Below are 19,110 nucleotides of genomic sequence, written 5' to 3'. Positions count from 1 at the left end.
CGACTGGGGCCGGGCGACCGGGCCGTGACGAATGGCCGAATTCCGACCGTCTGTTCCCGGACGTCTCCGGCGCGAGTCGGTGGTGTTACCGAACGGATAACACGAGAATAGGCCTCCCGCATAGCTTCGTCGCGAGCACATCGTTCGCACATGCCAGACGGGGGGGGTGTCGCATGGACTTCCGAGTCCTCGGCCCGGTGGAAGCTCACAGAGGCGGATTACGTATTCCGCTGTCCGGTGCCAAGGTGCACACAGTACTGGCGGCCCTGCTGCTGGCCAAGGGCCGTGTCGTATCGGACAGCAGACTCAACTTCTTGCTGTGGGGGTGGGAGCCGCCGGCCACATCCGGCGCGCAGATCTACACATACATGTCGCGGCTGCGCAAGCTCCTCGGCGACGAGGTGCGCATCGAGCGCAGGCCGCCCGGCTACCTCCTCCAGGCCCCGCACAGCGCGGTGGACCTGCTGGAGTTCGAGCGGCTGGACCGGCTCGGGCGGGCCGCGCTGGCCCAGCACCGCCACCGGGAGGCGGGGGCGCTGCTCGCCGAGGCCCTCGGGCACTGGCGCGGCACCGCCCTCGCCAACGTCACCGAGCACCTCGCCGACGCGGAGCTACCGCAGCTGGAGGAGGCCCGGATGCACACCTTGGAGAACCGCATCGAGGCCGACCTCGCGCTGGGCCGGCATGAACACCTCACCGCCGAACTCACGGGCCTCGTCGCCCGGCACCCGCTGCGGGAGAAGCTCCGGGCGCAGCTGATGACCGCCCTCTACCGCAGCGGCCGGCAGAGCGACGCCTTGCAGAGCTACTACGAGGGCCGCACCCTCCTCGCCGACCAGCTCGGCATCGACCCGGGCGAGGCCCTCGGCTCGACCTACACGGCCGTCCTCAAGGGCACCCGCGGTCCGGGCCCCGGCGGTGCCACCCGGCCCGCGCGGGAAGCCCCGGCCGGCCCCGTGGCACCGTCCACGCTCCCTGCGGACGCCGACGAACTCACGGGCCGGGAAGCCGAGATCCGGACCCTGCGCACCCAGCTGGCGGAGTCGGCCATGGGGCGAGGTCCGCGTCATCTGCTGGTCACCGGCATGGCCGGGGTCGGCAAGACCGCCCTCGCGGTGCATGTCGCGCACGCCGCCGCCGGGGACTTTCCCGACGGCCGGCTCTTCGCCGAGCTGACGGAGGCGGGCGGCCGGCCCCGCCGGCCCGAGGACGTCCTCGCCGCGCTGCTGCGCGACCTGGGAGAGCCTTCCGAGGAGAGCGAGGTGACGTCGCCGGCCACCGGCGGCGTCATGGGCGACCGCAGAGGGTGCGAGGACCTCGTGCGGCTGCTGCGCGCCCGCACCTCGGGCCGCCAACTGCTGGTGGTGCTGGACGGCGCGGCCGAGGGCGGGCTGCTCGACCCGGTACTGGCGGGCCTCCAGGGCGCCGTGGTGCTGATCACCGGCCGGACCAGGCTCACCCAGGTCATCGGTGCCCGCACCATGGCACTCGCGCCGCTCGGCGACCCCGCGGCCCTCGACCTGCTGGCCGCCGTCACGGGCCGGGCGCGGCTGATCGCCGAACCCGATGCGACGGACGACCTGCTCGGCTACTGCGGGGGACTGCCGCTCGCGCTCCGCATCGCCGGGAGCCGCCTGCTCGCCCGGCCGTTCTGGCCCGTGGCCCGCCTGGCTCAGCGCATGGCGGCCCCGGAGAACCGGCTGCGGGAACTCTCCTACGGCGGTATGGACGTCGGCGCGGCCCTGCTGCCGTCGTTGTACGCCCTGCCCTCACCCGCACGGTCGGTCCTGGTACGGCTCGCCGGTATGGGCAGCGAGCCGTTCCCCGCGCACCGGGCGGCCGGGGTCCTCGGCACGACGGAGGCGACGGCGGAACACTGGCTGGAGCAACTCGTGGACGGTGCGCTGCTCGACCTGTGCGGCGTCGACCTGATGGGCCGGCCCTTCTACCGCTTCCATGAACTGGTGCTCCTCTTCGCGGCCGGCCGGGCCGTGGCGCCCCGCACCAGCCGGAGGTCGCCGGCCGCCCGATGACCAGCGGACACGACGGTGGCCTCGCCCCGAGCCGGGCTCGGGGCGAGGCCACCGTCATGGGCTCAGTGCCAGCTCTCGTCCTCGGAGCCGGTGGCCGCAAGCGTGTGCCGGTCGGTGACGCGGACGTCCATCATCTTTTCCCCCATGTGTCGACAGTGATGTCGCGAAATTGTGGACCACACACTAGTGCGGCCGGTTTTCCCCTCATTATCGAACGGCTTACTTCCCCCGTTTTCCCCCCTGCTGATGCTCCTCGGGCAGTTCGGCGAGGGCGGCCCGGGTCCGCTGTATCCACGCCTCCACTCCGATTCGTTCAAAGTTGGCCAATGCGCCCAGATAATTGCGCCGGGCCTCCTCGAAATCGCCGCATTGCCGGCCGGCCGTGCCGAGCGCGAGTTTGATGCGTCCCTCGACGAGCGCACCGCCCACCAGGGCCGCCGCCTCCAGCGCCTGCCGCAGGGTGGCCCGCGCCTGCTCCCATCGCCCGGCGCCCATCCGGGCCTCACCGAGCGCCAGCAGCCCATGGGCCATGCCCAGCATGTCCAGCTGGCCCCGGACGATGTGGATGACCCGCAGCAGGGCCTCCTCGGCGAGGTCGTACTCCTGGCGGGCCAGACGCACCCGGGCCAGCCGGTGGGTGCCCAGTGCCAGGCTGCGGGCGCCGCCCTCGCCGATCGCGGCGGAGACCCGTACGGACTCCTCGCTCAGCCGCAGCGCCTCGTCGACGTCGTCCCGGTCCAGGCAGATCTGCGCCATGTTGTTCAGCGCATGGGCCTCCGAGGAGCGGTCGCCGACCGCGCGGAAGACCTCCAGCGCGGCGGTGCTGTACCGCATGGCGGTGTCCAGTTCGCCGCGCATCTCGTCGATCATCGCCATGTTCCGCAGGACCAGTGCCCCGCCGTGGTCCTCCCCGGCCCGCTCATGCAGCTCCAGCGCCCGGGTGAACAGGCCGTACGCCGTGGTGAAGTCCCGCTGGCGCATCTCCAGCGCGCCGAGGACGTGCAGCATGGCGGCCTCGCCGCGCGCGTTGCCCGCGGCGCGGGCCGCGGTCAGCGAGCGTTCCGCGCACTCGCGCCAGTCGTCGAGGTAGTTGCGGGTCTCGAAGAGCACCAGGACGCAGAGGGTGAGGTCCCAGGCGAACTCGTCCATGCCGGCGGCGGAGGCCCGGGCGACGACCGCGCTCAGCGAGAGCCGCTCGGCCTCCAGCCAGTCCAGCGGACGGGCCAGCAGGGCGTCGGTCAGCTCCGGCGGCAGCCGGTGCGGGGCGACGGTGCCGTGGATGATGCTGAAGTCACCGCCGAAGGAACGCCGGTGCGCCTCGGCCGCGAGGAACAGATACGTGCGGAACACCCGGTCCAGCACGGCACGCCGTTCCTCGGCACTCTCCTCCTCGGCGCGTTCCCTCGCGAACAGCCGCAGCAGGTTCTGGAACCGGTAGCGGGTGTGCCCGGACACGTCCTGGCCGATCACATCGAGGAACTGCGCGTCGACCAGCTCCTCGATGAGCTGTTCCCCGGTGTAGAGGTCGGTGTCGAGCAGGGCGGCGGCCACCCAGGAGGAGAAGTCCGGCACGTCCAGCAGCCCGAGTCTTCGGTAGAGCCGCGCGGTCTGCTCGGCCAGGCCCCGGTAGGTCAGCGCGAAGCTGGCCCGGACCTGCGACTCGCCCTGGCTCAGCTCGTCCAGCCGCAGCCGCTCGTCGCTGAGCCTGCGCACCAGGTGCTCGACCGTCCAGTGCGGCTTCGAGGCGAGCCGGGCCCCCGCGATGCGCAGCGCCAGCGGCAGCAGGTCGCACAGCTCGGCGAGGGTGGCGGCGGCGGCCGGTTCGGCGGCGACCCGCTCCTCGCCCACGATGCCGCCCAGCAGCTCGACCGCCTCGTAGGTCTGCAACGGCCCGAGCCGCACCCAGGCGCGCGGCGGCCAGGCCACCAGCTCCGGTATCTGCTCGCGTCCCGTGACCAGGACGCAGCAGCCGCCGCCGCTGGGCAGCAGGGGGCGCACCTGTGCGTAACTGCGCACGTTGTCCAGCACGACGAGGACCCGGCGGTCGGCGAGCAGGCTCCGGTAGAGGGCGGCCCGCTCCTCCGGTTCGGCGGGTATCCGGCCCGCGGGCACGGACAGGGACCGCAGGAAGCGGCTGAGAACCTCGTCGGCGCCGGTCGGCTCCAACTGCTCGTCGTAGCCGTGCAGGTCGGCGAAGAGCTGGCCGTCGGGGAAGAGACCGGCGACGCTGTGCGCCCAGTGGATCGCCAGGCCCGTCTTGCCGACCCCGGCGACGCCGGTGATCAGGCCGGTGGCCGGGCCGCGGGTGGCGCCGCCCGTGTCGAGCAGCTCGCCCAGCAGGGCCAGTTCCTCCTTGCGGCCGGCCAGTCTCGGCACGTCCGGCGGCAGCTCCAGCGGATCGCCGACCGGGCTCGGCCGGGGCACCGGCCCGCCGTCCGGGTCGGGCGCCGACAGCGACCGCTCGTCCTGGAGGATGGCGTCGCGCAGCTCGGTCAGGGCGGGGCCCGGCTCGATGCCGAGCTCCTCCATCAGCGACCGGCGCCCTTCCTGGAAGGTCTCCAGCGCCTCGGCCCGCCGGCCGGAACGGTACTGCGCGGTGATCAGCTGATGGCGGGCGCGCTCGCGCAGCGGATGGCGCCGGACCATCGCCGCCAGGTCGGGCAGCACCCGCTGGTGATCGCCCAGTTGCAGTCGTACGGCGGTGGCGTCCTCGAAGGCGTTCAGGCGCAGCTCCTCCAGCCGCTGTGCCTCGTCCTCCACGCGCAGGCCGATGACGCCGGCCAGCGGGCGTCCACGCCACAGCCGCAGCGCGTCCGCGTAGGCGCGGGACGCCTCCGGCAGCCGCTCCTCGCGCACCGCCGTCTCCGCCCGGGTGACCAGCTCGGTGAACTCGACCATGTCCAGCGTGTGACGGCCCAGCCGCAGCAGGTATCCGGGGTGGGCCGTGACGATGATCTCCTCGGGGAAACCCGCGTTCTTGAACGCCTTGCGCAGGGCCGCGATGCAGATGGAGACCTGGGTGCGTGCGGTGGCGGGCGGGTGCTCGTTCCACACCGAGTCGATCAGTGCGTCGACCGGGACGACCCGGCCGGGGGAGAGGAGCAGGAGGGTGAGCATCGTGCGGTGCCGTGGTCCGCCCAGAGGCACCTGCACATCCCCGACGCGTACTTCCGGTGGTCCCAGGATTCGGAATTCCAGCCGCTTCTCCATGCTCCCCTTGATCCCCGTGCATCGCGGACAGGCGGGAGCGGTGTCCCCGTTGTCAATGAAATCCCCGGCGTCCTGCCCCCGAGCCCCCACGATACGACGGAGGATGAAGCTACTGTCCAGTAGAAAGGCGTTAACCGGCAGTAACGCGAGGGAGTTCACGCAAAAAAGGTCCCTCCCGGACGTTCCTGGAAAGAAGGTGAGTACTGCTCAGTTTTCCAATGGCGACTTCCAGCCAAATACCTCATGTGAAAGAGACGCATTCACCGCGAGGCGCCCCGCCGCACCCCGTCCGCCGCGCCCCGTCCGTGGCACACGGGCGTGGCTCGGGCGGTGCGCGAAGATGGGACCATGCCCAATCGACTCGCACAGGCCGCATCCCCGTACCTCCTCCAGCACGCGGACAACCCGGTCGACTGGTGGCCCTGGTCGGCCGAGGCCTTCGAAGAGGCCCGCAGGAGCAACAAACCGGTGCTGCTCAGCGTCGGCTACAGCAGCTGTCACTGGTGTCATGTGATGGCTCACGAGTCCTTCGAGGACCAGCAGACCGCCGACTACCTCAACGCCCACTTCGTCAGCATCAAGGTCGACCGCGAGGAACGCCCCGACGTGGACGCCGTCTACATGGAGGCCGTCCAGGCGGCCACCGGCCAGGGCGGCTGGCCCATGACCGTGTTCCTCACCCCCGACGCCGAGCCCTTCTACTTCGGCACCTACTTCCCGCCCGCCCCCCGGCACGGCATGCCGTCCTTCCGGCAGGTCCTTCAGGGTGTGCACAGCGCCTGGACCGACCGGCGGGACGAGGTCGCCGACGTCGCGGGGAAGATCACCCGGGACCTGGCCGGGCGCGAGATGGTGCACGGTGGCACCGAGGCGCCCGGCGAGGAGGAGCTGGCGCAGGCGCTGCTCGGGCTGACCCGGGAGTACGACCCGCAGCGCGGCGGGTTCGGGGGCGCGCCCAAGTTCCCGCCGTCCATGGTGATCGAGTTCCTGCTCCGCCACCACGCCCGCACGGGCGCCGAGGGCGCCTTGCAGATGGCTCAGGACACCTGCGAACGGATGGCCCGGGGCGGGATCTACGACCAGCTCGGGGGCGGCTTCGCCCGCTACTCCGTGGACCGGGACTGGGTGGTGCCGCACTTCGAGAAGATGCTGTACGACAACGCCCTGCTGTGCCGTGTCTACGCCCACCTCTGGCGGGCCACCGGCTCCGAGCTCGCCCGGCGGGTGGCGCTGGAGACCGCCGACTTCATGGTGCGTGAACTGCGCACGAACGAGGGCGGGTTCGCCTCCGCGCTCGACGCCGACAGCGACGACGGCACCGGCAAGCACGTCGAGGGCGCGTACTACGTGTGGACGCCGCAGCAGTTGCGCGAGGCGCTGGGCGAGGAGGACGCCGAACTCGCCGCCCGGTACTTCGGAGTGACCGAGGAGGGCACCTTCGAGGAGGGCGCCTCGGTTCTGCAACTGCCGGTCCAGGACGGTCTGTTCGAGGCTGAGAAGGTCGGCTCCGTGCGGCGCCGGCTGCTTCAGGCCCGCAGCGCACGCCCCGCACCCGGCCGTGACGACAAGATCGTCGCCGCCTGGAACGGGCTCGCGATCGCCGCCCTCGCCGAGACCGGCGCCTACTTCGACCGCCCCGACCTGGTGGACGCGGCCCTCGGCGCCGCCGACCTGCTGGTGCGGCTGCACCTCGACGACCAGGCCCGCCTCGCCCGGACCAGCAAGGACGGCCACGCCGGCGCCAACGCGGGCGTGCTGGAGGACTACGGCGATGTCGCCGAGGGATTCCTTGCGCTGGCCGCCGTCACCGGCGAGGGCGTCTGGCTGGACTTCGCCGGGTTCCTGCTCGACCACGTGCTCGCCCGGTTCACCGACGAGGAGACCGGCGCGCTCTACGACACCGCCGCCGACGCCGAGCAGCTGATCCGCCGCCCGCAGGACCCCACCGACAACGCCGCCCCCTCCGGCTGGAGCGCGGCGGCCGGCGCCCTGCTGAGCTACGCCGCCCAGACCGGCTCCGCACCCCATCGCAGCGCCGCCGAGCGGGCGTTGGGCGTCGTCAAGGCCCTCGGCCCGCGCGTTCCCCGCTTCATCGGCTGGGGTCTGGCCGTCGCCGAGGCCGCTCTGGACGGGCCGCGCGAGGTGGCGGTCGTCGGGCCCCGCCTCGATGACGAGGCGACAAAAGCCCTGCACCGTACAGCGCTTCTGGGCACCGCCCCGGGCGCGGTCGTGGCCGTGGGGACTCCGGAGAGTGACGAGTTTCCGCTGCTCGCGGACCGGCCGCTGCAGCAGGGCGCACCCGCGGCCTACGTCTGCCGTGACTTCACCTGCGACGCCCCGACCACTGATCCGGAAGGGTTGCGAACCGCGCTGAACGGCTGAAAGGGCCGCGGGCACGGGGTACTTACGCAACCTGTGTTCGAATTGTTCACTCTCGGGGATCGTTGTGATGAAACGCGCTCTTCATCGAAACGGCCTGCGGACTTCACAGATCCCCCTTAATCTCTGCACAGTGCCGCGACAGGTGTGACTCACCGTCGCGACAGGGGGCATTGGGGATCTGGGGGGATCTGTTGCTGACGTCTGTCTTCATAGCCGTCGTCTCGCTGGCCTTGTTCTGGATGGCGGCCTTCACCTTGTGGTGGCAGATGCACGCGTGGCGTACGCCCGAAGTGCTCGCCTCCACCCGGTTCAGCAGACCGGACGGGGGCGAGCACGTGTCGTTCTCGCTGCTGCTGCCGGCCCGGCACGAACAAGCCGTGCTGGATCACACCATCCAGCGGCTGCTGGAATCCACACACACCGACTTCGAGATCATCGTCATCGTCGGACACGACGACCCGGAGACCACCGAGGTGGCCGAGCGGGCCGCCGCACGTGATCCGCGCGTGCGGGTCGTCGTCGACACCCACGAGAAGAAGAACAAACCGAAGGCCATGAACACGGCGCTGCCGCACTGCCGCGGCGACGTCGTCGGGGTCTTCGACGCCGAGGACCAGGTCCACCCGGAGCTGCTCGCCCATGTCGACCACGCGTTCCGCACGACGGAGGCGGACGTCGTCCAGGGCGGGGTCCAGCTGATCAACTTCCACTCCAGCTGGTACAGCCTGCGTAACTGCCTGGAGTATTTCTTCTGGTTCCGCTCCCGGCTGCATCTGCACGCGCAGAAGGGCTTCATCCCGCTCGGCGGCAACACCGTCTTCGTGCGCACCGACGTGCTCCGGGAAGCCGACGGGTGGGATCCCGACTGCCTCGCCGAGGACTGCGACCTGGGCGTCCGGCTCTCCAGCGTCGGCAAGAAGGTCGTCGTCGCCTACGACTCCGAGATGGTGACCAAGGAGGAGACACCGGGCAGCCTGATGTCGCTGCTGAAGCAGCGCACCCGCTGGAACCAGGGATTCCTCCAGGTCTACCGGAAGAAGGACTGGAAGCAACTGCCCACCTTCGGGCAGCGGCTGCTGGCGCGCTACACGCTCACCACACCGTTCCTCCAGGCATTCACCGGCCTGATCATTCCGCTCAACGTGGCGATCGCGCTCTTCCTCGACGTGCCGGTGAGCATCGCGTTCATCACCTTCCTGCCGGCCGTCACCGCGCTCGTCACCTTCGTCTTCGAGGTCGTCGGACTGCACGACTTCGGCAAGCAGTACGGGCTGCGCGTGCGCTTCGTGCACTATCTGAAGCTCATCGTGGGCGGCCCCTTCTACCAGGTCCTCCTCGCCGGGGCAGCCGTCCGCGCCGTCTGGCGTGAACAGCGCGGCCGTAACGACTGGGAGTTGACGACGCACGTCGGCGCGCATCTCAGCCCCGCCGAAGCGACCCCAGACCTCCGAGAGGACGTCCCTGCGTGACCTCCACCCTTCCCGCGGTGACCACTCCGAAGGTCCCCGCGCAGCGGCAGCCTGCGCCTGAAGCGCGTCCGACCGGTCGAACAGCCCCGCCGACACGGCTGCGTTCGTCCCGGCCCGACCTGATCCTGTGCGGTGCGCTCCTGGTGGCGATCCTCGTCGTCCAGGGCTGGAACATCGCCGACTACCCCACCCTCAGCGACGACGAGGGCACCTACCTTGCCCAGGCCTGGGCCGTCCAGGAGGGCAGGGGCCTGGCCCACTACACCTACTGGTACGACCACCCGCCCCTCGGCTGGATCCAGCTGGCCCTGCTGACCTGGATACCCGCGGCCCTCAGCCCCGAGTCGATGACCGTCGGCACCATGCGGGCCGCGATGCTCGTCATCAGCGCGATCAGCGCGATCCTTGTCTATGTGCTCGGCCGGCGGCTGTCCCTGCCCCGCTGGGCCGCCGGACTCGGCATGGTCCTGTTCGGCCTCTCGCCCCTGTCGGTCGTCCTCCAGCGGGAGATCTTCCTCGACAACCTCGCGGTGATGTGGACGCTGCTCGCCTTCGCGCTCGCCGCCTCCCCGAGCCGCCACCTCTGGCACCACTTCGGCGCCGGTATCGCGGCGGCCACCGCCGTCCTGACCAAGGAGACGATGCTCTTCGTCCTGCCCGCGGTCCTCATCACCATGTGGCGGCACAGCCACCGCGACACCCGCAAGTTCGCCCTGACCGGCGCCGTCACCGCCTGCACGCTGATCGGCCTCTCCTACCCCCTGTTCGCCCTGCTGAAGGGCGAACTGTTCCCGGGCAGCGGCCATGTCTCGCTCTGGGACGGCATCAAGTACCAGATGACCAGACCCGGTTCGGGCTTCATCCTCGACCAGGGCTCCGGCTCCCACGGCGTGCTCCAGTCCTGGCTCTACTACGACCGCGTCCTCATCGTCGGCGGCCTCGCGGGCGCGCTGCTGCTCCTGCTCACCTGGCGCTGGTCGGTCACCGCCCGCGCCCTCGCCGGCCCGTCGTTCGCGGTGGCCATCCTCGCCCTGGTGGCCATGCGGCCCAGCGGCTACCTGCCGGCCATGTACGTCATCCAGGCGCTGCCCTTCCTCGCCCTCGTCCTCGCCGGAGGAACCGCCTCCGTCGCCCACGCCGTCCTGCGGCGCCGCCGGTCCGCCACCGAGACGCGGTACGTCACCAGCGGCCGGTACGCACTCGCGGCCGTCCTCGCGATCGCCGCCGGCGCCTACGTCGTACCCCGCTGGTACGACGGCGACCGCACCGCCGTCACCGCCGACGCCAACGCGCCCTACCAGGCCGCCTCGAAGTGGCTCTCCACCGAGGTGGAGGACCCCCGGGACACCCGAGTCCTCGTCGACGACGCGCTGTGGCTGGACCTGGTCCACGCCGGCTACGAGCCCGGGCTCGGCGCCATCTGGTTCTACAAGGCCGACCTCGACCCGGCCGTGACGAAGACGATGCCGCGCGGCTGGAAGGACCTCGACTACGTGGTCGCCTCGCCGACGGTACGGCGCGACGCGGTCGACCTGCCCAACGTCAAGGCGGCGATGGAGCACTCGAAGCCGGTCGCCGTGTTCGGCACCGGCGAGGACCGGATCGAGATCCGCCAGATCCAAGCAGCCTCCGGAGGCGTGCGATGAGCCAGGAGTACACCGCCCCCGAGGAACTCGGCGATCCGTCCGTCGCGGCGGCGGAGGTCCCCGAGCCCGGCGCCGTCACCATCGTCGTACCGACCTTCAACGAGTCCGCGAACGTACGGCAGCTGCTGCGCATGATCACCGAGTCCGTGCCCTCCCGCCTGCCCTGCGAGGTCGTCTTCGTCGACGACTCCACCGACGACACCCCGCAGGTCATCAAGGAGGCCGCGCAGGACTGCCCGTTCCCGGTCACCGTCATCCACCGGGACGAGCCGGTCGGTGGGCTCGGGGGCGCGGTCGTCGAGGGCATGAAGGCGGCCGGCTCGGACTGGATCGTCGCCATGGACGGCGACTGCCAGCACCCGCCGTCCCTGGTCCCGGAGCTGGTGGCCACCGGCGAGCGCACGAACGCCGGTCTCGTCGTCGCCTCCCGGTACATCAAGGGCGGCAGCAGGGCCGGACTCGCGGGCAGCTACCGCGTGGCCGTGTCCCGGGGCGCGACCTGGCTGACCAAGGCCCTCTTCCCGCGCCGGCTGCACGGGATCAGCGACCCCATGAGCGGCTTCTTCGCCATCCGGCGCAGCGACATCACCGCGGACGTGCTCAAGCCGCTCGGCTACAAGATCCTGCTGGAGCTGGCCGTCCGCAGCCGCCCGCGCACCGTGGCCGAGGTGCCGTTCGTCTTCCAGGACCGGTTCGCGGGGGAGTCCAAGTCCACCGCGGCCGAAGGGCGCCGCTTCCTGCGGCACCTCGCCGGACTGCGGACGGCCGACCCGCTGTCCCGGATGGTGGTGTTCGGCCTGATCGGGCTCACCGGCTTCGTGCCGAACCTGGCCGCGCTGTGGGCGATGACCCAGGCGGGCCTGCACTACCTCCCCGCGGAGATAGTCGCCAACCAGTTCGGTGTGGCCTGGAACTTCCTGCTCATCGAGAAGCTCCTCTTCCGCGACCGGCGCGCCCACCGCCACTGGGCCGACCGCACGGTCCGGTTCGCGTTGCTCGCCAACGCCGACCTGGTGCTGCGCCTACCGCTGATCGCGCTGCTCGTCGGTCAGTTCGGGCTGGCCGTGCTGCCGGCCACCGCGCTGGCCCTGGTCATCACCTTCGTCCTGCGCTTCGTCGGTACCGAAGCGCTGGTCTATCTGCCGCGCAGGAGCCGCACAGCAAGGAGTACTGCATGAGATCCGGACGGAGAACGGCCCTGCTGGCCGTCATCGGCCTCACCGGAGGTCTGCTCCTCACCGCACCCCAGCCCGCCTCCGCCGCCAACCTCATCAAGAACCCCGGCTTCGAGACCGCGGGCACCGACGACATGCCCTTCTGCTGGAAGAAGTCCGGCTGGGGCGACAACGACTTCACCTTCGAGACGGTGGCCGACGCCCACTCCGGCTCCAAGGCCATGAAGGTCACGCTGACCCGCCGGGTCGACGGTGACCGCAAGGCGCTGATCACCGAGTCCGCCGCGTGCGCGCCGGTCGTCACACCGGGCAAGCAGTACGACCTGGGGCTCTGGTACAAGTCGACGACCCCCGACACCTCGGTCACCCTGTTCCGGCACGACGCCACGGCGGGCTGGCAGTACTGGACCGACCTCAAGACGCTGGAGATGGCGGCCGGCTGGACCGAGGCCACGGTCCGCACCCCCGAGGTGCCCGCCGGGACCGACCGCATCGCCTGGGGCGTCTCCGTCTACGGCACCGGCTCGGTCACCACCGACGACTACACGATGGACCAGGTCGCCGACCCGGTCCCGGACCCGGTCTGCACGGGCACGGCCGAGGAGTGCGCGAACGGCCGCTGGGACGTGCTGCCCACGAAGAACCCCGTGCGCTCCATGCACTCCGTCGTGCTCCACAACGGCAAGGTGCTGCTGATCGCGGGCTCCGGCAACGACCCGTCGATGTTCGAGGCGGGCACCTTCACCAGCGCGGTCTACGACCCCGAGAACGGCACGTACAAGCAGATCCCCACGCCCAAGGACATGTTCTGCGCCGGACACGTCCAGCTCGACGACGGGCGCGTCCTCGTGATGAGCGGCAACAAGGGCTACCCGTCGGCCGACGGCACCATCGGCTACCAGGGCTACAAGGACTCGTACCTCTTCGACCCGACCACCGAGACGTACACCAAGACCAACGACATGAACGACGGCCACTGGTATCCGTCGGCCACGATCCTCGGCAACGGTGACGTGATCTCCTTCGGCGGCCTCAAGGAGGACTCGACGGGTTCGGTGACGGCCGAGCGGTGGTCGGACGCCGAGCAGAAGTGGCTGGAGCTCTGGAAGGTCAACCAGACCTGGTCGTACTGGGGTCTGTACCCGTCGATGATCCTGATGCAGGACGGCCGCCTCTTCTACTCGGGCAGCCATGTCTTCGGCAACAACATCCCGGGCACGGGTTCGGCGATCTACGACTACGACGCGAACACGATCACGCAGGTCCCCGGCCTGCAGCGGAAGGACGAGCGCGACCAGTCCGCGAGCGTGCTGCTGCCCCCGGCCCAGGACCAGAAGGTCCTCACCATCGGCGGCGGCAACATCGACTCCAACCCGGACGCCAACCGGCTCACCGACGTCATCGACCTCAAGCAGCCCAACCCGTCCTACGTCGCCGGCCCGCCGCTGCCGCAGGGCACCGTCGACTTCGGCAACGGCAAGGTCCCGCAGACCGGCGACCAGGGCAAGATGTACCCTTCCGCCGTGCTGCTGCCGGACGGCAAGGTCCTGGAGACCGGCGGCGCGCTGCACAACCGGGCCAACCCGGTGTACGAGTCGTCGATCTACGACCCGGCGACCAACACCTTCGACCCGGTGGCGGCGGACCCCGAGGCGCGCGGCTACCACTCGTCCGCGTTCCTGCTGCCGGACGGCCGGGTGATGGCGACCGGTGACAACCCGGGCAACGGCTCCTGGAACCACGACGTGTCGATCTACACCCCGCCCTATCTGCTCAAGGGCGAGCGCCCGAAGATCACTTCGGTCATCGACACCGAGTGGACGTACGGCGACACCCAGCGGATCACCGTCGACCGGCCCATCGCCAAGGCCGAGCTGATCCGCCCGGCCGCCGTCACCCACTCCTCCGACCCGAACCAGCGCTTCGTCGATCTCCCGCTGTCCGTGGACGGCAACAACGTCGACCTGAACGTGACGAGCAACCCCAACCTGGCCCCGCCCGGCTGGTACATGCTCTTCGCGGTCGACGCGAACGGGGTGCCGTCGGTGGCCGAGTGGGTGCACCTCCAGGGCCCGCAGGCGCTGACCGCCAAGGACGCCTCGGCGCACGTCCACGACTTCGCCGACAACCTCAAGGGCAAGGTCACCGGCCCCGGCAAGAAGCGGAAGTCCCAGAAGGTCAGCCCGACCGTCTCCGGCTGCGACCGGCACTACGGCTCCGCCAACGTCTGCGTCCCGACGGACTTCCCGCCGACCGTGAAGGCGACGACTAAGTCCCGCTGCGACTGGCTGAAGAAGAACGACTACGGCCGCCTGAAGATCAACGGCAAGGACGACCCCCTGCGACTCGACCCGAACCGGGACGGAATCGCCTGTGGAAAGGGTGACGTGAGCAGGCGTTAGCCTCAGCTCGCGTAGTCGGCGAGGGCGCGCTCCACGATGGCCACCAGCTGTTCGTGGTGCGCGCCCTTCCAGTACGCCCGCTTGCACTCGCCGCACTGCGCGAAGACGTCGTACGACCGCTGTGTGCCGCCCTCCAGCTGGTCCGCCACCTCGTCCTTGGTGGCCTCCTTGAGCAGGCCGTTGCAGGCACTGCACCGGGTCCAGGGCCGCAGCTCGGGGCGGAAACGGTCGAGGACGTCGCGGAGTTGGTCGTCGGGGCGGGTGCTGTAGACATAGGCCCCGGCCCACAGTTCGCGGCGGCGCAGCAGACCCCGGTCACGGCTCAGCATGACCCGCTTCTCGGCGGCCGAACGCGAGGCGAGGGCCGGATCGCCGATGTCCGTCGACTCGTACGCCGTGTCCACGCCGAGCAGGCGCAGCCGGCGGGCCAGGGTGCCGAGATGGACGTCGAGCAGAAAGCGCAGGGGCGCGCCGGGCACCCGCTGGGGGTGCTCGACGGGCCGTACCGTCACCGACTCGCCCGCCGAGGGGATGTGCGACACCGGCACCGGGCGGCCGTCCACGACCAGGGTGCCGACCTCGGTCAGCGGGACGCCGAGGGACTCGACGACATGGCCGAGGGTGGAGACGCCGTCGGTGGCGAGCCGAGCGGCACCCGAGCGCCTCGCGTCGGAGACGAACAGATGCAGCTCGGGGGCGAACTCGACGTGGATCTCAGGACCGTTCACCCGGCCAGGATGTCACGGCACCGGGCCCGCACCTCAGGTGTTTTTCACCGGGAGGCCGTGCTCGATGACGTTCAGGGCGCGGTCGAGCAGCTCGTGGAGGTCGTCCCGGAAGCCGTTCTCGGCCCAGTACAGGGTGATCTCCGTGAGACCGCCGACCAGGGACATCGTGTAGACCCGCGCCTCCAGGCCGTCCCGCTCCAGCCCGGTGCGCTCGGCGACGGCCGCGGCGAGCATACGGCCGGTGACGGACATGCTCTCCAGCATCCGGGAACGCACCGCGGGGACCTCGGCCAGCAGTCGGGAGCGCAGCCGGACGGCCTCCGCGTCCTCCTCCAGCCCGGCGCTGATGGCCCGCCGCATGACATACCGCAGCGACTCGGTCCACGGCTCGTCCGCCGGCCGCTTGCCGAGCTCCGCCAGCAGGACCGGGTCGTACTCGTCCGTCAGGACGATGTCCTCCTTGGTGGGGAAGTACCGGAAAACGGTGCTCGGCGAGACCTCGGCGCGCTCCGCGATCTGCTCGACGGTGGTGGCCTCGTACCCCTGCTCCCTGACCAGGGCGTAGGTCGCGTTCCGGATGGCGATCCGGGTCTTGATCTTCTTGCGCTCCCGAAGGCTCAGCCCGCGAGCGGCTTCGGGGACGGGAGTGCGTGCCGTGGTCATGTGGCTCATTGTCGACCATGATCGGGACAGTGGGCATGAGAGGTGCTCTCAAAAGAAGGCGGCCGTCAATCGTTGCTGTCGCCCGCGGCGGCACACGAAGAGGGCCATGGCTCGGAAGCCATGGCCCTCTGCGGGAGCGCGGTGATGGTCAGGCGTGCTGGTACGCCACCAGCGAGATCCCCACGTAGTGCGTGATGAAGGCCGCCAGGGTGAAGGAGTGGAACACCTCGTGGAAGCCGAACCAGCGCGGTGACGGGTTCGGGCGCTTGATGCCGTAGACCACGCCGCCCGCGCTGTAGAGGACGCCGCCGACGATCACCAGGACCAGGACCGCGATACCGCCGGTGCGCATGAAGTCCGGCAGGAAGAAGACGGCCGCCCAGCCCATCGCGATGTAGCAGGGGGTGTAGAGCCAGCGCGGGGCGCCCACCCAGAAGACCCGGAACACGATGCCCGCCGCGGCGGCGGCCCAGATGCCCCAGAGCAGCCACTGCCCCTTGGCTCCCGGCAGGAGCAGCATCGTCAGGGGTGTGTACGTCCCCGCGATGATCAGGAAGATGTTGGCGTGATCGAGCCGGCGCAGGATGCCGTCCATGCGCGGGCTCCAGTTGCCCCGGTGGTACAGCGCGCTCACGCCGAACAGCAGGCACGCCGTGAGGGCGTAGATCCCGCACGCCAGCCGGCCCCGGGGTGAGTCCGCGAGGGCGGTGAGCACCAGGCCCGCGACGAGTACGGCCGGAAACATCCCCAGGTGAAGCCAGCCCCGGAGTCTGGGCTTGATCTCTTCCGTGAGGTGCTGGGCGTGGTGCGCGATCTGGTGCGGCAGCGAGGGCGCTTCTGAACCGCGGCCGGCGGCTCGCTTGTTCGAGGGCGCGTCAGGGACGGGCGCAGTCATGGGGGGCATCGTACCTACGGAACCGTAAGTTACGTATCAGAGTGGCCAGATGAGAGCCCGGAAGTGGCCATCGTCTCATGGGGTGCCCGGCGGTGGGGCACCCGGGGTGAAGCCGCGGTGACATATCGAAAACATCTCGATGAGTGGCGATGCTCACGCCGCTCACCTGTGACGCCCTCTGGACATATGCGCAGCGGCGTCGGATGATCAAATGAGTGCGGTCGGCACCGGATGAGCGCGGCAAGATCCAGTCAGCGCAGCATCCGGGTCGCGGCCCCCACGGGGCATACAAGGGCATATTCAGGACAAAATCCCTCACTTAGGAGCAACCGTGGCGCGCGACAACGCGGCTCCCCCCGTCGTTCCCACCAATCACCAGGCGCTCGTCTCATGGGTGAACGAGATCTCCGAACTGACCCAGCCGGACAACGTGGTCTGGTGTGACGGATCCGAGGCCGAGTACGAGCGCCTGTGCGAGGAGCTCGTCGCGAAGGGCACCTTCAAGAAGCTCGACCCGATCAAGCGCCCGAACTCGTACTACGCGGCCTCCGACCCGACCGACGTCGCCCGCGTCGAGGACCGGACCTTCATCTGCTCCGAGAAGGAGGAGGACGCGGGCCCGACCAACCACTGGAAGGCCCCGGCCGAGATGCGGGAGATCTTCCAGGGGGACAAGGGCCTGTTCCGCGGCTCCATGCGCGGGCGCACCATGTACGTCGTGCCCTTCTGCATGGGCCCCCTCGGCTCGCCGCTGTCCGCGATCGGCGTCGAGATCACCGACTCGGCCTACGTCGCCGTCTCCATGCGCACGATGACCCGCATGGGGCAGCCCGTCCTCGACGAGCTCGGCTCCGAGGGCTTCTTCGTCAAGGCCGTCCACACCCTGGGCGCCCCCCTGGACGAGGGCCAGACGGACGTCCCCTGGCCGTGCAACCAGACCAAGTACATCTCCCACTTCCCGGAGAGCCGCGAGATCTGGTCCTACGGCTCCGGCTACGGCGGCAACGCCCTGCTCGGCAAGAAGTGCTACGCCCTGCGCATCGCCTCCGTCATGGCCCGCGACGAGGGCTGGCTCGCCGAGCACATGCTGATCCTGAAACTCACCCCGCCGCAGGGCGAGTCCAAGTACGTCGCCGCCGCCTTCCCGAGCGCCTGCGGCAAGACGAACCTCGCCATGCTGGAGCCCACGATCTCCGGCTGGACGGTCGAGACGATCGGCGACGACATCGCCTGGATGCGCTTCGGCGAGGACGGCCGCCTGTACGCCATCAACCCCGAGGCCGGCTTCTTCGGCGTCGCGCCCGGCACCGGTGAGCACACCAACGCCAACGCGATGAAGACCCTGTGGGGCAACTCCGTCTTCACCAATGTCGCCCTCACCGACGACAACGACATCTGGTGGGAGGGCATGACGGAGGAGACCCCGGCCCACCTGACGGACTGGAAGGGCAACGACTGGACGCCCGCGTCCGCCCGCGAAGCAGATGGATACCGTCCCGCGGCCCACCCCAACGCCCGCTTCACCGTCCCCGCCTCGCAGTGCCCGATCATCGCGCCCGAGTGGGAGGACCCCAAGGGCGTGCCGATCTCGGCGATCCTGTTCGGTGGCCGCCGCGCCACGGCCGTCCCCCTGGTCACGGAGTCCTTCGACTGGAACCACGGTGTCTTCCTCGGCGCCAACGTGGCCTCCGAGAAGACCGCCGCCGCCGAGGGCAAGGTCGGCGAGCTGCGCCGCGACCCGTTCGCGATGCTGCCTTTCTGCGGCTACAACATGGGCGACTACATGGCTCACTGGGTCGACGTCGCCAAGGACAAGGACCAGTCCAAGCTGCCGAAGATCTACTACGTCAACTGGTTCCGCAAGAACGACGAGGGCAAGTTCGTCTGGCCCGGCTTCGGCGAGAACAGCCGCGTGCTGAAGTGGATCGTCGAGCGGCTCGACGGCAAGGCCGAGGGCGTCGAGACCCCCATCGGCGTCCTGCCCGCCAAGGGCGCCATCGACACGAACGGTCTCGAACTGTCCGACTCCGACCTGGACTTCCTCCTCACCGTCGACAAGGAGGTCTGGCGCGAGGAGGCCGCGCTCGTCCCCGACCACCTCAACACCTTCGGTGACCACACGCCGAAGGAGCTGTGGGACGAGTACCGCGCTCTGGTGCAGCGCCTGGGCTGAACCAGCCCCCCAAGACGCCGCGGCCGGCTCCGATTGTGCCCTGACCAGCAATATCGTCACGGCCGGCCGCGGTGACAGCACCACAGACCGGCGAGGTTCCGTACAACGGCGTGCGGGGCTGTGGGCCTGTCGTCGCATGATCCCGTCCGCCCCGACGGGTGGAGCGCGACGACGGGCCCTCGCCTGTTTCACCTGTTCCAGCGGGCATGGGGGGGGCGGAGGGGTCGCCGTACGGCGCGGCGGCAGCCCCGGACACCTACGCCCGCCGCACCCTCCGCAGTCGCACGGCGCAGTGCTATGGCACCCGGTCCGCGCGTCGCTGCGGGTGCACGCG

At 70.2% G+C, this 19,110-nt stretch carries 11 protein-coding genes; 7 read left to right on the top strand and 4 right to left on the bottom strand.

Annotated features, from left to right (window positions below; genetic code table 11):
- The first annotated feature begins 245 nt into the window (after positions 1-245).
- Positions 246-2,033 carry a BTAD domain-containing putative transcriptional regulator gene (locus tag ACHBTE_RS30380; RefSeq protein ID WP_394727910.1) on the top strand — a complete coding sequence of 596 codons (1,788 nt, stop codon included), beginning with the start codon at positions 246-248 and terminating at the stop codon, positions 2,031-2,033.
- Between the two features lie 219 nt (positions 2,034-2,252).
- On the opposite strand, the gene ACHBTE_RS30375 is transcribed toward ACHBTE_RS30380, so the two are convergent.
- Positions 2,253-5,243 carry a BTAD domain-containing putative transcriptional regulator gene (locus tag ACHBTE_RS30375; protein WP_394727908.1) on the bottom strand — a complete coding sequence of 997 codons (2,991 nt, stop codon included), beginning with the start codon at positions 5,241-5,243 and terminating at the stop codon, positions 2,253-2,255.
- Between the two features lie 348 nt (positions 5,244-5,591).
- On the opposite strand from ACHBTE_RS30375, the gene ACHBTE_RS30370 reads away from it, so the two are divergent.
- From ACHBTE_RS30370 to ACHBTE_RS30350, 5 genes are all read left to right on the top strand, one after another.
- The gene (locus ACHBTE_RS30370) at positions 5,592-7,625 is read left to right on the top strand and encodes a thioredoxin domain-containing protein (protein ID WP_394727906.1); all 2,034 of its coding nucleotides are present in this window, start codon (positions 5,592-5,594) and stop codon (positions 7,623-7,625) included.
- Positions 7,626-7,816: 191 nt separating this feature from the next.
- Positions 7,817-9,094 carry a glycosyltransferase gene (locus ACHBTE_RS30365; RefSeq protein WP_394727904.1) on the top strand — a complete coding sequence of 426 codons (1,278 nt, stop codon included), beginning with the start codon at positions 7,817-7,819 and terminating at the stop codon, positions 9,092-9,094.
- Positions 9,091-10,740 (top strand): ArnT family glycosyltransferase, encoded by a 1,650-nt coding sequence (locus ACHBTE_RS30360; protein ID WP_394727902.1) that lies wholly within the window; start codon positions 9,091-9,093, stop codon positions 10,738-10,740. Before ACHBTE_RS30365 ends, ACHBTE_RS30360 begins: the two co-directional genes overlap by 4 nt.
- Complete coding sequence (locus ACHBTE_RS30355; RefSeq protein WP_394727900.1) at positions 10,737-11,918, top strand: glycosyltransferase; 1,182 nt, start codon at positions 10,737-10,739, stop codon at positions 11,916-11,918. Before ACHBTE_RS30360 ends, ACHBTE_RS30355 begins: the two co-directional genes overlap by 4 nt.
- The gene (locus ACHBTE_RS30350; RefSeq protein WP_394727898.1) at positions 11,915-14,317 is read left to right on the top strand and encodes a galactose oxidase-like domain-containing protein; all 2,403 of its coding nucleotides are present in this window, start codon (positions 11,915-11,917) and stop codon (positions 14,315-14,317) included. The genes ACHBTE_RS30355 and ACHBTE_RS30350 overlap by 4 nt, the downstream gene beginning before the upstream one ends.
- Positions 14,318-14,319: 2 nt before the next feature.
- Here the strand turns inward: ACHBTE_RS30350 and ACHBTE_RS30345 are convergent, their stop codons facing one another.
- From ACHBTE_RS30345 to ACHBTE_RS30335, 3 genes are all read right to left on the bottom strand, one after another.
- The gene (locus ACHBTE_RS30345; RefSeq protein ID WP_394727896.1) at positions 14,320-15,045 is read right to left on the bottom strand and encodes a Mut7-C RNAse domain-containing protein; all 726 of its coding nucleotides are present in this window, start codon (positions 15,043-15,045) and stop codon (positions 14,320-14,322) included.
- Between the two features lie 33 nt (positions 15,046-15,078).
- A complete protein-coding gene (locus tag ACHBTE_RS30340; RefSeq protein ID WP_394727894.1) occupies positions 15,079-15,708 on the bottom strand; it encodes a TetR/AcrR family transcriptional regulator in 630 nt (209 codons plus the stop codon).
- Between the two features lie 148 nt (positions 15,709-15,856).
- Positions 15,857-16,603, bottom strand: coding sequence for a hemolysin III family protein (locus tag ACHBTE_RS30335; protein WP_394727892.1), 747 nt, complete (start codon positions 16,601-16,603; stop codon positions 15,857-15,859).
- Between the two features lie 331 nt (positions 16,604-16,934).
- Between ACHBTE_RS30335 and ACHBTE_RS30330 the strand changes: the two genes are divergently transcribed.
- A complete protein-coding gene (locus ACHBTE_RS30330) occupies positions 16,935-18,776 on the top strand; it encodes a phosphoenolpyruvate carboxykinase (GTP) (protein WP_394727890.1) in 1,842 nt (613 codons plus the stop codon).
- Positions 18,777-19,110: the final 334 nt, after the last annotated feature.

The sequence above is a fragment of the Streptomyces sp. M41 genome (genome assembly GCF_043673425.1).
Lineage (GTDB): Bacteria > Actinomycetota > Actinomycetes > Streptomycetales > Streptomycetaceae > Streptomyces.
This window is presented reverse-complemented; position numbering and strand designations above follow the sequence as displayed.

Bases quoted from the DNA above. Each gene is read 5' to 3' on its own strand.
- ACHBTE_RS30355 (WP_394727900.1), top strand. From the start codon at position 10,737: ATGAGCCAGGAGTACACCGCCCCCGAGGAACTCGGCGATCCGTCCGTC.
- ACHBTE_RS30350 (WP_394727898.1), top strand. From the start codon at position 11,915: ATGAGATCCGGACGGAGAACGGCCCTGCTGGCCGTCATCGGCCTCACC.
- ACHBTE_RS30370 (WP_394727906.1), top strand. From the start codon at position 5,592: ATGCCCAATCGACTCGCACAGGCCGCATCCCCGTACCTCCTCCAGCAC.
- ACHBTE_RS30375 (WP_394727908.1), bottom strand. From the start codon at position 5,243: ATGGAGAAGCGGCTGGAATTCCGAATCCTGGGACCACCGGAAGTACGC.
- ACHBTE_RS30335 (WP_394727892.1), bottom strand. From the start codon at position 16,603: ATGACTGCGCCCGTCCCTGACGCGCCCTCGAACAAGCGAGCCGCCGGC.
- ACHBTE_RS30340 (WP_394727894.1), bottom strand. From the start codon at position 15,708: ATGACCACGGCACGCACTCCCGTCCCCGAAGCCGCTCGCGGGCTGAGC.